Origin of the sequence: Roseibium sp., assembly GCF_048260565.1 — a bacterium.
Classification (GTDB): Bacteria; Pseudomonadota; Alphaproteobacteria; order Rhizobiales; family Stappiaceae; genus Roseibium.
Genome location: NZ_JBLXGP010000017.1, coordinates 78,490 through 92,875 on the forward strand (window position 1 = coordinate 78,490; position 14,386 = coordinate 92,875).

Sequence of the window (14,386 nt, forward strand, 5' to 3'; positions counted from 1 at the left end):
GTGGTGACCAATCAGCCGCCAAGCCAGACCATGCCGGACGCCGCAGCCAGCGTGGCGACGGCAAGCATGAGCGCCAGGAACATCCCGTTCCATTTCATGGCTACCGTGAACCCGGTCTGGCCGAACTTCTGCGCGGCGATGGCCACATTGGCGGTGAAGGGCGTGCCGCCGCCGGAAATGGACCAGCCCCAGGTCATGGCCAGCACCAGGATCAACTTGGCGGCATCCGGCCAGACCGGATTGAGCGAGCTGGCGAGGACCGTCACGGTCACCACCGGATTGATCGCCAGAAGACCGGCGGCGAAGACGGTCACGGGTATGACGGCGGCAACCCATGTTGAGGTACCGGCCGAAAGTTCGCCCTGGAAGCCGACCCATTGACCGACCAGCGCCGATGCGGCGGCACCGATCACCGTTGCGCCGGAAATGATCGCCGTCTCGTTTGCCAGTCCCGAGGTCGCCCGGGCGTAGTCCTTCACCAGGGACCGGACATTGGTATGGCCGGCACGGACGAACAGCACGGTCCAGATCGCGCCGAGGATGAAGACCACGCTGAACATGGCCTCGATCAGGCGGACGTCGAACACGGACACCCACAACAGACCGCCGACGACCAGCACCATGGCCAGCCCGACGACCCTGAGAAGCTTGAACGTGTCGTCAAGGGACAGGCCCTCGGTGTTGACAACGGCGGAGCGGCGTCCCCTTTCCAGCCAGTAGCCGGTCATCAGGAAAAACAGCATGCCCAGGATGCCGTAAGGCACGAACTGCGCATAGGTCACGCCGGTGACATGGGTGAAGATGATCAGCGAACATAAGGAAACGGGCGACCACAGGGCCGTGGACGCAAACCCGCGGGAGCTTGCGATCGCCAGGGACCGCTGGCTTGCCTCGCTTGCGCCCTTCAGCCGGGAGGACAACAGGGTCGTGATCAGGATCACCGCGCCGATGTTCAGGAACAGGGCGAAAACGTGCGTGCCGAAGGTCACGAACAGGTAGCGCTGGCCGGGGGGGCGGGAAACGATCAGTTCGGCCGCCTCGGCGATCTTCGGCGAGCGGGCCGCAAGGTCGGCCATATGCTGCATGACCATCAGAAAGACGAACAGAAAGCCCGCGCTCGACAGACCCTGCGGGCTGACTGCGCCCGTATAGACCCATGCCAGGCCGGACAGGGCGATGGCGATGGCAATGACGATCAGCCCGCCGCGCTTCAGGGAGCGAAAGCTGGCGGCGAAAAAGACCGCGAAAATCGGAACCCAGAGAACCGGCGGCAGCGCGAAACCCGCCAGGGTGGCCCCCACCATGACATAACCGGCCACGACCGCAGCCATCGTCGGGACGACGGCAGCCTGGATCGTCTTCGTTACCGGTTTCGTCACGTCCCATCCCCTGAAAGACAAAAGCGCGGACCTTGTCAGCCGTCCGCCTCGCCACGAGGGAACATTAAATGCGATCCGTCTAAAAAGGGATAGGTCTCAGGCGGGAAAAGACCTTTTTCGAAAGAGACTTGCCAGCTTCCGGACTGCCGGTCCGTGTCAGCTTCCGAACGGAATTTCCGCCTTGCTGTCCGTCTTGAGCGCACCGATGCAGGCACCCGGCGCAACCCCCTCGCCCGTGCACCCGTTGGCGCCGTTGACAAGGATCCGGCCGATGCCGTCGCAGGCCATGTTCTGCATTTCGAATTGGCGGACAACCGTCTTGCCCGGCGGGAGCGCACCGAAGTCGAACACGGTCATGCGTTCGACCAGATCCTCGCCGTTGAAAATCACCATCTCGAAGGCAGATTTATCGAGGGGACCGGGTAAACCGTTGTGGACCACGAAGGTCATCAGGCACCCCTTGTCGGAAGGGCTCAACCGGTTCAGCTGAAGGTCGAATCGTCCCAACGACGCGCTTTCCTCGGCTTCGACCGTCCGGCCGAACGCCAGAAAAAGCAGCGTAAACACCACGCCGAATTTCGAATAAGTTCTCATTGCTGGCAAACCTTCATCTGACTGCCGGCGGTAATCGGACGACGCTTTCCGGCATTGGGAGACGGCGCAGTCGACACACGGGCGATGAAGTGCTGGCTGGCAATCGGCTTGCTTGCACCGAAGATTGGAGATCGAACCTCAGGCTCCATCAACGCTTCGGTAAAATACATGAGTATAATTGTCAAGAATTCAAAGCGATGCCGGGCTACCGCCGCTGCTTGCCGATAGCGGCGCAGCTTTCGCGCACGACAAGATCGCCATGGAGGACATGGGAGCGCGCCGGGAGCGCCCGATTGGCGAGCTTGGCGAGCAGGATCTCCATGGCGAGTTCGCCGATCCGGTGGCGCGGCTGGCGGATCGTGGTCAGGCCGGGGGTGATGTTGCTGGCAAAGGGAATGTCATCGAACCCGAGCACGGAAAAATCCTCCGGCACCCGGTAGCCGCGCAGTTGAAGGGCTGAAATGACGCCGATCGCGGTGTTGTCGTTGAAGCAGAAGAAGGCGGTGGGCAGATCGTCCTTGATGAACAGCCGCTCCACCACGGCGCGGCCGCTCTCGCTCGTGCCTTCCCCTTCCATTCGCCAGTCGCGCAGGGTTTCAGGCGATTCCTTCAAGCCCTGGAGATAGCCGGAATGGCGCAGGTCGCTGCGGATATCGGTCATGCCGCCGGAGATGAAGGTGATGCGCCGGTGGCCGAGGGAGATCAGATATTCGGTCGCAATCTTGGAGGCGGCCACGTCGTCGACGCCCACATAGCTGACTTCCGGGTTGCTGACCGGGCGCTCCGTCGCGACGATCGGAGGCAGAGCGCCGGTGGCGGGCGCGCCGGCGACCGGGATATGGCCGGTCAGCAGGATCAAACCGTCCGCCATGCCCGTCGACAGGAACCGCAGATAGTTCTGCTCCAGCGCGATCGCACCTTCGGTGTTGCCGATCAGCACACCGTAGCCACGGTCATTGGCGACCTTCTCCAGCCCGGTCAGAATGCCGGAAAAATTCGGGTCGGCGATCGATGACGCCAGGACGAGCACCATCTTGGAGCGCTGCATGCGCAGGCTCTGCGCCAGCGCATTGGCGGTGTAGCCGGTGCGCGCGATGGCGGCCGTCACCTTCTTGCGCGTGCTTTCCGCGACCTTTTCCGGCGAGCGCATCGCCCGGCTGACCGTAGCGATCGACACTCCGGCAAGCCTGGCAACGTCTTCGATTGTGGCCGGCCGGTCTCCCGGTTCGCTCATTCAGTATGCCTCCGGGGCGCGGAAGGGCGGGTCCGGAAAGAGCATTGTTTTCAATGCCATTCAGGATCAGGTCCTCATTCTATAGAACCCGCGCTTGCAAAATGTAAAGGTTTACACGAATAATGAAAACGTTTACATAGTGGGCAAGGCGCCAAAAAATCATCAGAAAAGGCGCTTGGGAGGAAAATCAGCATGCCGGCCGCTTCGCCTGCCTCGACAGCCGTTGTCGAGGCTGTCAGCATCAGCAAATCCTTCGGTCCGGTCCCGGTCCTGTTCAGCGTCAGCATGGACGTCCGGCCCGGCGAGGTGCATGCGCTGATCGGCGAAAACGGTGCCGGCAAGTCGACGCTGATGAAAATCCTGTCCGGGTTCCACGAACCGTCGTCCGGACAGATCCGGCTGGACGGAGAAACGGTCGACCTGCCGCCGGACGGTGCGGCGGAAAAACTCGGCATCGTACTGATCCACCAGGAACTGAACCTCGCCGAACAGATGACCGTTGAGGAAAACATCTTCCTCGGACGCGAAATCACGTCGCGCGGGATGCTCGACCGCAAAACGATGCGGGCAGCCGTCCAGAGGTACCTGGACGAGATCGGCCTGGACATTTCGCCCTCGGACCGGATTTCAGACCTGACCATCGCGCAAAAGCAGATGGTGGAGATCATCAAGGCCGTCAGCCGCAACGCCCGGGTCCTGATCATGGACGAGCCGACGGCCGTCCTCACCGAGGCGGAAACGGCAGTCTTCTTCCGTCAGGTGGAGAAACTGAAAGCCGGCGGCGTCGCCATCGTCTTCGTATCCCACAAGCTGAACGAGGTGCAGGCCATCGCCGACCGGGTGACCATCCTGCGCGACGGCCAGTGGATCGATACCCGCGCCGCGGATGACCTGACCCCGGACCTGATGGCGCAGATGATGGTCGGACGCGAATTGTCCGATCTCTATCCGCCCTTGCTGGAGGCCGATGTCGACGCGGAGGTGGTCCTTGAGGTCAGAGACCTCCAGGCGCCGGGCGTGAACGGCGTCAGCTTTTCCCTGCGAAAAGGTGAAATCCTGGGTTTTTCCGGCCTCATCGGCGCGGGACGAACAGCCGTGTTCGAAGCGGTCTGCGGACTGGCACCGGTCGAAAGCGGGGAAGTCCGCCTGTTCGGAGAGACGATCACCGGTATGGACGTCTCCAGGGCGCGCGACGCCGGGCTCGCCTACCTGACCAAGGACCGCAAGGGCAAGGGCCTGCTTCTGGAACAGCAGATGGGACCGAACCTGACCCTGTTTGCCCTGCCCAAATTCATCAAAGGCCTGACGCTCGACAAGGGCGCGGAAGACGAAGCGCTCACCCGCGCCGTCCGCCGGTTCGACGTGCGCGCCCGCGACGCGAGCGTGCCGGTGAAGAAGCTGTCGGGCGGAAACCAGCAGAAGCTGCTGCTCGCCAAGATCATGGAGGCCGATCCGAAGGTCGTCGTCATCGACGAACCGACCCGCGGCATCGATGTCGGCACCAAGCAGCAGATCTATCATTTCATCGCGGCGCTTGCCGCAGAAGGCCTCTCCGTTGTCGTGATTTCATCGGAAATGCCCGAGATCATCGGCATCAGCCACCGGGTGATCGTCATGCGCGAAGGCCGGATTACCGGCGTTCTGACCGGCGATCACATCAATGAAAACGAGATCATGCGCTACGCCGCCGGGCTGAAACGGGAGGACCTGAATTGACCATGACGAGCGCCCCGGGAAAAGCAGGAACCAAGGCCACCAGATGGCCCGGCCTCGATGTCAGGACACTGGGTCCGGCGATCGCTCTCCTCTTGCTGTGCATCACCGGCTTCCTGTTGAACCCGGCCTTCATCAGCGAAGGCAACCTCACCAACCTGCTGACCCGCTCCGCCTTCATCGGCATCATCGCCATCGGCGCGACATTCGTGATCACGTCGGGCGGCATCGACCTGTCCGTGGGATCCATGGCCGCGGCGATCGCTGGCGTGATGATCATCGTCATGAATTCCGTCGCCGGCTCGCTGGGAACGGGCGTGCCCACGGTGCTGTTCGGCTGTGGCCTCGCCCTGGTGCTCGGTATCGGTGCCGGCTGGATCAACGGCGCGCTGACCACCAAGGGAAAGATCGAGGCCTTCATCGTGACGCTCGGGACCATGGGCATCTACCGCTCGCTGGTCACCTATTTCGCCGATGGCGGAACCCTGTCGCTCAATTTCGATATCCGCGGCACCTATCGTCCGGTCTATTACGACAGCTTCCTCGGATTGCCGGTCCCGGTCTGGGTGTTCATCGGCGTGGCGATCTGCGGCTGGTTCCTGCTCAATAGAACCGCCTTCGGCCGCTACTGCACCGCCATCGGTTCCAATGAATCCGTGGCACGCTATTCGGCGATCAAGGTGGACCGGGTCAAGACCGCGACCTACGTCATCCAGGGCCTGTGCGTCGCCTTCGCCACGATCATCTACGTGCCCCGCCTCGGTTCGGCGTCGGCGTCCACCGGCGTGCTGTGGGAACTTGAGGCGATCGCGGCCGTGATCATCGGCGGCACGGTCCTGAAGGGCGGATACGGGCGCATCGGCGGCACCATTCTCGGCGCGCTGATCCTGACGACCATCGGCAACATCCTGAACTTCACGGACGTGATTTCAAACTATCTGAACGGAACCATGCAGGGCCTGATCATCATCGTCGCGGTTCTGTTGCAGCGGGGAAACTGGAAGCTCACCAAGCGCGACAAGGCCTGATCAAAGCTACACACGGCTCGGGACCCGTCCCCCCTGTCACAAGAACCGGTTCGCACCGGACGGGAGAGGTGCGCCCGATCGACAGCATTGGAGGAGGAAACAATGCTTTTGCGTAACGTCATGAAATGCGCCGTCTTCGCCGGCGCGCTGGCCCTTGCCGGGACAGCCTCGGCGCAGGACAAGATCAAGATCGGCGTCAGCTATCCGACCCCGACCCACGCCTGGGCGGCCGGCATGAACTGGCATGCGGAACAGGCCGAAAAGCGTCTGGAGGCGCTTTATCCGGATGTCGACCTTATCCTGGTCAACTCGAAGGATTCCAGCGCCCAGGCGAGCGCCCTGGAGGACCTGGTCTCCGTTCACAATGTGGACGCGCTGGTGGTGCTGCCGTTCGAATCCGAACCGCTGACCGATCCGGTTCTGAACGTGAAAAAGTCCGGGGCCTGGATCACCGTCGTAGACCGGGGCCTGAGCCAGCCGGGCATCGAGGATCTCTATGTCGCGGGCAACAACCCGGAACTGGGACGCGTTTCCGCGCAATACATGAAGACCCGGCTGAAATCCGGCGACAACATCGTCATCCTGCGCGGCATTCCGACCGTGATCGACAACGAGCGCTTCGACGCCTTCATGGAGGAAATCGAGGGGTCCGGGATCAACGTGCTCGACAACAAGCACGCCAACTGGAACCGGGACGACGGCTTCGAGGTGATGCAGGACTTCCTGTCCCGCTTCCCTGACATCGACGCCGTCTGGGCCCAGGACGACGATATCGCCATCGGCGTGGTCGCAGCCCTGAAGCAGGCCGGACGCGACGGCGACGGCATGTTCGTCGTCGGCGGCGCGGGCATGAAGGAAATCATCAAGGGCATCATGGACGGCAACGAACTGATGCCGGTCGACGTGCTTTATCCGCCGGCGATGATCGCGACCGCCATGGACCTGACGGTTTCCCACTTCAAGTCCAACGGGCCGGTCGCCGGCCGCTACATTCTCGGCGCCACGCTCGTGACGAAGGACAATGCCGAGTCCTACTATTTCCCGGACTCCCCGTTCTAGGAAGAACGCACCTTCAGGCCGGAGGATGCGGTGTTCCTCCGGCCCTTTTTTTAGATCTCAACCCTGGGAGGGAACCATGAAAACCATCAAGGGACCGGGCCTGTTTCTCGCCCAGTTCGCCGGCGACGAAGCGCCGTTCGACACCTGGGCCGGCATCACGAAATGGGCCGCGGACTGCGGCTACGAGGGCGTTCAGGTGCCAAGCTGGGACGGACGCCTGTTCGACCTGGCGAAGGCGGCAAGTTCCAAGACCTATTGCGACGAGATCGCCGGCATTGCCGCCGACAACGGCGTGACGATCACGGAGCTGTCCACCCATCTGCAGGGCCAGCTCGTCGCCGTTCACCCGGCCTACGACACGGCTTTCGACGGTTTCGCGGCACCGGAGGTGCGCGGCAATCCTGCCGCCCGCCAGACCTGGGCCGTCGAACAGCTCAAGCTGGCGCTGACCGCAAGCCGGAACCTGGGGCTCTCGGCCCATGCGACCTTTTCCGGCGCACTTGCCTGGCCCTTCGTCTATCCCTGGCCGCAACGGCCGGCGGGACTGGTGGAGACGGCCTTCGACGAACTGGCGCGGCGCTGGCGGCCGATCCTCGACTATGCGGAGGAAATGGGCGTCGACGTCTGCTATGAAATCCACCCCGGTGAAGACCTGCATGACGGGGTCACCTTCGAGATGTTCCTGGAGCGGGTCGCCAATCACAGCCGCTGCAAGATGCTCTACGACCCGTCCCACTATGTGCTGCAGTGCCTGGATTACCTGGACAATATCGACATCTACCGGGAGCGGATCGGCATGTTCCACGTCAAGGACGCCGAGTTCAACCCGACCGGCCGTCAGGGCGTCTACGGCGGTTATCAGCCCTGGGTCGACCGGGCCGGACGGTTCCGCTCCCTGGGCGACGGCCAGGTGGACTTCGGCGCGATCTTTTCCAAGATGGCGGCCAATGATTTCGACGGCTGGGCCGTGGTCGAATGGGAATGCTGCCTGAAGCACCCCGAAGACGGCGCCCGGGAAGGGGCCGCCTTCGTGCGCGACCACATCATCCGTGTGACGGAGAAGGCCTTCGACGACTTTGCCGGCGGCGAAACCGACGAGGCCGCCAACCGGAAGATGCTGGGTATCTGACAGGAGTAAGGCAATGACCATTCAAGGAAGTACTGCCGACAGCACCCGCCCGATCCGTCTCGGCATGGTCGGCGGCGGCAAGGACGCCTTCATCGGAGCGGTCCACCGGATCGCGGCCCGCCTGGACGGCCGTTACGAGCTCGTCGCGGGAGCCTTGTCGTCGACACCGGAAAAGGCTCTGGAATCGGGCCGCGCGCTCGGACTGGACGAAAGCCGGATCTACCCGTCCTTCGACCAGATGGCCATGCGGGAGGCCCGGCTGAAATCCGGCATCGAGGCGGTGGCGATCGTCACTCCGAACCATATGCATTATCCGGCGGCGAGGGAGTTCCTGAAGCGCGGCATTCACGTCATCTGCGACAAGCCGCTGACCTCGACTTTGGCGGATGCGAAGAAGCTGGCGAAGGCGGCGGAGGCCTCCGGCGCCCTGTTCTTCCTGACCCACAACTACACCGGCTATCCCATGGTTCGGCAGGCGCGGGAGCTGGTTAAGAGCGGCGAACTCGGCACGCTGCGGGTGGTGCAGGTGGAATATCCGCAGGACTGGCTGACGGTGGAGCAGCACAACAAGCAGGCGGACTGGCGCACCGACCCGAACCGCTCGGGAGCGGGCGGCTCCACCGGCGATATCGGCACCCATGCCTTCAACCTCGCCTGCTTCGTGACCGGCCTCACCGCGGAAAGCCTGGCGGCGGACCTGCAGTCCTTCGTTCCCGGACGCCAGGTCGACGACAATGCCCATGTGATGCTGCGCTTCGAGGGCGGCGCGCGCGGCATGCTGTGGTGTTCGCAGGTCGCGCCCGGCAATGAGAACAACCTGAAGATCCGCGTCTACGGCGACAAGGGCGGCCTGGAGTGGCACCAGGAAAATCCCAACCTGCTGCAATTCACGCCCTTCGGTGCGCCGGCCCGGATCCTGACGCGGGGCGGCGCGGGCATGTCGGAGAGCGTCGCACCCGCGATCCGCATTCCGCCCGGCCATCCGGAAGGCTATCTGGAAGGCTTCGCCAATCTCTACCGGGAGGCCGCGGACGCCATCCGGGCGCACCAGGCGGGTACGCCTGCCGACACTCTGGTTCCCGGGATCGAGGACGGTCTGAAGGGGATGCGGTTCATCGACGCCTGCGTGCGCTCCTCCGCCCGCAACGCGGCCTGGGTAAGCCTGTAACAGGTTCGGATGCCGCTCGATCCATAGGGGGGTCGGATCAAGGTATATGGAGAGCGACCGGTGAGCCTTCTGGCGAAGGTTCACCGGTCTGTTCGTTCAAGCCGGGCGCCGCTTTTTCTTGCGATGCCACGGCGCGTCCTAATGCCAGTCGCCGGCCATGATGCTGCCGTATGGCCCCACGGAAATATCTGCAGAAATTCGGTTTGGAATTCGCGGAGGTACAAATAACATGATCCGGTGAAAGGGCTTCGTAGTCCAGCTACAGGGCACCGGATTTCCGGCGCCTTCGAGGCGTGCCGCCGAGCAGCGGGGTAACGCCTTGCCTGACCTTCTCCTGTATTCGACTGCGAAATCTTTCCTTTTACACATCCTGCCGGTGAGTCATAGTGATGGCATGATAACAACTTATTCTGGCAGGAAACTCGCACCTCAACGCTATTGAGCCTGCCGAGAGACCTGCGCCCGGCCGTAAAAAGGGCCCACATCGAAGACCAAGTGTCCGAGTAATGGAGGAATTCATGAAGGCCTTCCTCGCAACCTTTCTGGCAGCGATCCTCGTGATGCAGCCCGTTCTCGCCGCGACAGCCGTCACCACGGCCAACGTCAATTTCCGCCAAGGGCCTGGGACGGGCTTCGCCTCGCTCGGCACGCTTCCCAGCGGCACGTCCGTTGAGATGTCGGAGTGTGACGATACCGGCGCCTGGTGTGCGATTTCGGTCAACGGCCAGAACGGCTTTGTCGCCGGCAGCTACCTGTCGCCGTCTGAGCCGGAGCAGACCACCGGCTGGCCCCGCAGCTTCCAGACCGACGGCGGCGCGACACTCGTTCTCTACCAGCCCCAATTCACCGACTGGGATAATTTCACCACTCTCAAGGCACTGGTCGCCGCCGAATACGTCAAGGACGCCAAGACCAAGCCGGTGTTCGGCGTGATCGGCCTCAGCGGCAAGTCGGCGTTTGATGGCGAGGAAGGCAATGCCATCATCAGCGACATTGCGGTGACCGAGATCGACTTTTCCGCCCTGGACAGGGCGGCCCTCACAGACCTCACCCTGCAGGTCGGCAAGCTGCTGCCGACCGGTCCGATCACGGTGAAGGAGGAGCGGATCACCGCGAGCCTTGCCGAATACAAGCGCATGGAAAACGTCAAGGGCCTCAATTCGGAAGCCCCGCCGATCTTCATCGCCAACGAGCCCTCGATCCTGCTGCAGACCGAAGGCGAGCCGGTGCTTGCCCCGGTCAAGGGCGTGCAGCGTCTGCAGTTCGTGGTCAACACCAACTGGGATCTCCTGAAGCTGACCGACGGCGGCGCCTATTACCTACGCGATGAAAAATCCTGGCTGACGAGCACCGACCTGAAAAGCGGCTGGAGCCCGGTGCAGGATCTGCCCGATCCGATCAAGGCCCTGCCCGATGACGACAACTGGAAGGAAACGCGCGAGGCGATCCCGCCGCAGCCGTTCCCGGACGACAAGGCGCCGAAGGTGGTCTATTCGGACAAGCCGGCGGAAATGATCGTCTTCGACGGGGAGCCGAAACTGGAGCCCGTGCCGGGCACCCGCCTGGAATGGGCCTCCAATACGGACAGCGACGTCTTCTTCCTTAACGAGACCAAGACCTGGTACATTCTGGTCTCGGGCCGGTGGTACAAATCCGCCTCCCTTGACGGCCCCTGGACCTTCACCACGCCCGACCTGCCGGCGGACTTCCAGAACATTCCCGAAGATGCGCCTTACTATTCCGTCCGCGCCTCCGTGCCGAACACGTCGGAGGCGGCGCAGGCACGGCTTAAGGCCAGCATTCCAAGCACGGCCCGGGTCGAGGTCGGCTCGGTCAGCGCCGATGTCTCCTATGCGGGCGACCCGGAATTCGAGAAGATCGAGGGCACGTCGATGTCCTATGCGGTCAATACCAATGACCAGGTGATCCAGGTCGGCGCCAAATACTACGTTCTCCAGGACGGGGTCTGGTTCGTGGGCGACAGCCCTCAGGGGCCGTTCCAGGTGGCGACCGCTGTCCCGGACGAGATCTACACGATCCCGCCGAGTTCGCCGGTCTACAACACGACCTATGTGCGCATCTACGAAACGGAACCCGGAGCGGTCTGGTACGGCTACACGATGGGCTATCTCACCGGTTATCTTGCCTGGGGCACCTTCGTCTACGGATCGGGCTGGTATTACCGGCCCTGGTACCGGCCGGGTCCGGTCCCGATCTTCTTCCCGCGGCCGGTGACCTACGGCATCGGCGCCTTCTACAATCCGGTCCGCGGCACCTTCGGCCGCTACGGCTACGCCTATGGCCCGCGCCGGGGGATTGCCGCCGGCGGCATCTACAATCCGCGCACGGGTGGTTATATCCGAGGGGCCGCGATCAGCGGACCGCTCGGCAGCGCCGGCTTCATTTCGGCCTATAATCCGCGCACCGGCAACCGGGTCATTATCGGCGGCGGCCGTGGCATCTATGGCAACTGGAAGGGCGGCGGCGTGGTTCGCGGCGGCGAATGGGCGCGCACCCGGGACGTGGCGGCAGGCGCGGCCAATCGCTGGAAGGACGGCGGTGGCCCCGGCCAGCTGGCAGACCGGCGCGGCAATGTCTTTGCCGGCCGCGACGGCGGCGTCTACCGGCGCGACGGCAACACCTGGCAGAAGTTCGAAGGCGGCCGCTGGTCGGGTGTCGCAGCCCCCTCCCGCGACCAGATATCCGACCGGCTCGGCGATGTCGGTGCGGGTATTGCGGCCGGTGGGGCTGGCGCCGCGATCGGCGGTGCTCTCGCCAACCGACCCAATATCAACCGGCCGCAGGGTGACCGGCCAAACATCAACCTTCCAGCCCAAAGGCCGGACATCAATCGGCCGGTCCAGAAACCGAACGTCACGCGCCCGGCACAAAAACCGAATATCAATCGCCCGGTGCAAAAGCCGAACGTAAACCGGCCTGCGCAAAGACCCAACGTCAATCGCCCGACGACCCGTCCGGCCACACGGCCGGCCCAGCGCCCCGCGACCCGGCCCGCCACACGTCCGGCGCAAAGACCCCAGGCCCCGGCGCATCTGAGCCGGGATTATCGCAGCAGGGAAGTCGGCAACCGTCAGGTCAACCGGCAACGCAACGTGCAGCGCTCAAGACCGCAGGCCCGCCCGCAGCACAGAGGCGGTGGCGGCCGTGGCGGCGGTCACCGCGGCGGGGGCCGGCGGCGGTAAACCCGACCCGGCAGCAGGGAAAGACAGTTCCCCGCTGCCGGTCATTGGTTGCTCTTTCGATTCAAATTCAACTTAAGCGGTTATATTCCGTGAAAGCATGTCCAAAATATGCTAAACTTCCCTTAGGTAATTTTCTCTGTCAATGCCTTGAACGGGCCCTATAATTCCCTTCAACGACGCCTCCGTCATGGTGCGTCTCACCAATCCCGGCTCCCCGCAGGATCCAAAGGAGTTTTTTTCCATCATCGGCTCTTCCCGATTTCCAGAATCGAGGTGACCAATATGCGCAGAATTGTATTTTTCACGATCGCCCTGTTCGCGGCGGTTCTCTTTCATTCAGGCGTTCAGGCGCAAACCGCGGAAGCGCCGGCAACCGCTAAACCCAACATTCTCGTCATCTGGGGCGATGATGTGGGCATGTGGAATATCAGTGCCTATCACCGGGGCATGATGTGCTGCGAGACGCCGAACATCGACCGGATCGCCAACGAGGGCATGCTGTTCATGGATGCCTATGCGCAGGCGTCCTGCACCGCAGGCCGAGCCGCTTTCATCACCGGGCAATATCCGCTGCGCGTCGGACTGAGCACGGTCGGTCTGCCCGGATCACCGCTCGGCCTGCAGAAAGAAGACCCGACCCTGGCCGAAATGCTCAAGGCGGAAGGCTACGCGACAGGCCAGTTCGGCAAGAACCATCTCGGCGACCGGGATGAGCATCTGCCGACCGCACACGGTTTCGATGAGTTCTACGGCATCCTCTATCACCTGAATGCAGGAGAATACGTCGAACAGGTGGACTATCCGAAGAAGGTCGTGGAAGAGGCCGGCCTCGCCCAGCGCGGGATCACCCATTCCTGGGCCCTGCCGGATGGCGGACAGAAGATCGAGGATCTCGGCAACTTCGGCCGGGAGCGACAGAAGACCCTCGACCAGGAAGTCCTGGTAGAGAGCAAGCGTTTCATTCGCGATGCCGTCGCCGCGGGCAAGCCGTTCTTCGTCTGGCACAACACGACGCGGATGCATTACCGCACCAATCTCGACGACCATTATGACGGCATTACCGGAACCGGAAACGTCTATGCCGACGGCATGGTCGAACTGGACGACGACGTCGGCGAACTGCTGTCGCTCCTCGACGAACTCGGGGTTGCGGACAGCACCATGGTGATGTTCTCCACCGACAATGGCGCCGCCTCCAACTCCTGGCCGGACGGCGGCAATCAGCCCTTCCGCGGAGAGAAGGGTCTCGGCGGTTATGAAGGTGGCTTCAAGGTGCCGATGATGGTGAAATGGCCCGGCCTGGTTCCGGCGGGAACGACCACCGGCGAACTGATATCCATGGAAGACTGGATCCCGACCATCATGGCGCAGCTGGGCAAGCCGAATATCAAGGACGACCTGCTCGGCGGCTACAAGATCGGCAGCACCGAATACAAGGTGCATCTGGACGGTTATGACCAGACGCCGATCCTGACCAAATCGGGACCGAGCAACCGGAAGGAATTCTTCTTCTTCACCGAGACCACGTTCCACGGCGTTCGCTACGGCGAGTGGAAGTTCCTGTTCACAAAGCAGGACAAGTGGTTCAACGGCGTCCAGGAGGAGTTGACCACCCCGCTGATCACACGGCTAGACCTCGATCCGTTCGAGCGCTTCTACGAGGCGCGCGGGTTTGACGAATGGCAGGAAAACCGGTCCTGGGCGATCCAGCCGGCCATGGCCGTGGTGCAGAAATTCGTACAGTCATTTGAAGACTATCCGCCGCGGCAGACCAGCTTCTCGCCCAAGGCATCAGGTATGGTCGAGAAGATGATGTCGCATACCGGCGCCGAATAGGCCGGACGCACCTGAAATTTCCGATAAAAACAGATGCGGCGCG

The 14,386-nt window shown here is 62.8% G+C and carries 10 protein-coding genes; 7 read left to right on the top strand and 3 right to left on the bottom strand.

What is annotated here, in order from left to right; all coding sequences use genetic code 11:
• Positions 1–11: 11 nt before the first annotated feature.
• From ACN0SO_RS24945 to ACN0SO_RS24955, 3 genes are all read right to left on the bottom strand, one after another.
• On the bottom strand, positions 12–1,379 hold the full coding sequence (locus tag ACN0SO_RS24945) for a hypothetical protein (RefSeq protein WP_417682245.1): 1,368 nt from the start codon (positions 1,377–1,379) through the stop codon (positions 12–14).
• A gap of 156 nt (positions 1,380–1,535) precedes the next feature.
• Positions 1,536–1,973: a hypothetical protein gene (locus ACN0SO_RS24950; protein WP_417682247.1), complete on the bottom strand. Its 438-nt coding sequence runs from the start codon at positions 1,971–1,973 to the stop codon at positions 1,536–1,538.
• Positions 1,974–2,178: 205 nt separating this feature from the next.
• Positions 2,179–3,207, bottom strand: coding sequence for a LacI family DNA-binding transcriptional regulator (locus ACN0SO_RS24955; RefSeq protein ID WP_417682249.1), 1,029 nt, complete (start codon positions 3,205–3,207; stop codon positions 2,179–2,181).
• 192 nt (positions 3,208–3,399) lie between these two features.
• On the opposite strand from ACN0SO_RS24955, the gene ACN0SO_RS24960 reads away from it, so the two are divergent.
• The 7 genes from ACN0SO_RS24960 (at position 3,400) to ACN0SO_RS24990 (ending at position 14,343) form a co-directional block, all read left to right on the top strand.
• Positions 3,400–4,923, top strand: coding sequence for a sugar ABC transporter ATP-binding protein (locus tag ACN0SO_RS24960; RefSeq protein ID WP_417682251.1), 1,524 nt, complete (start codon positions 3,400–3,402; stop codon positions 4,921–4,923).
• Positions 4,924–4,925: 2 nt separating this feature from the next.
• The gene (locus ACN0SO_RS24965; RefSeq protein WP_417682323.1) at positions 4,926–5,948 is read left to right on the top strand and encodes an ABC transporter permease; all 1,023 of its coding nucleotides are present in this window, start codon (positions 4,926–4,928) and stop codon (positions 5,946–5,948) included.
• Between the two features lie 102 nt (positions 5,949–6,050).
• Positions 6,051–7,007 (top strand): substrate-binding domain-containing protein, encoded by a 957-nt coding sequence (locus ACN0SO_RS24970; RefSeq protein WP_417682253.1) that lies wholly within the window; start codon positions 6,051–6,053, stop codon positions 7,005–7,007.
• A gap of 76 nt (positions 7,008–7,083) precedes the next feature.
• Complete coding sequence (locus tag ACN0SO_RS24975) at positions 7,084–8,136, top strand: sugar phosphate isomerase/epimerase family protein (protein WP_417682255.1); 1,053 nt, start codon at positions 7,084–7,086, stop codon at positions 8,134–8,136.
• Positions 8,137–8,149: 13 nt separating this feature from the next.
• Positions 8,150–9,304, top strand: coding sequence for a Gfo/Idh/MocA family protein (locus tag ACN0SO_RS24980; protein WP_417682257.1), 1,155 nt, complete (start codon positions 8,150–8,152; stop codon positions 9,302–9,304).
• Between the two features lie 518 nt (positions 9,305–9,822).
• On the top strand, positions 9,823–12,507 hold the full coding sequence (locus tag ACN0SO_RS24985) for an SH3 domain-containing protein (RefSeq protein ID WP_417682259.1): 2,685 nt from the start codon (positions 9,823–9,825) through the stop codon (positions 12,505–12,507).
• Between the two features lie 282 nt (positions 12,508–12,789).
• The gene (locus tag ACN0SO_RS24990; RefSeq protein WP_417682261.1) at positions 12,790–14,343 is read left to right on the top strand and encodes an arylsulfatase; all 1,554 of its coding nucleotides are present in this window, start codon (positions 12,790–12,792) and stop codon (positions 14,341–14,343) included.
• Positions 14,344–14,386: the final 43 nt, after the last annotated feature.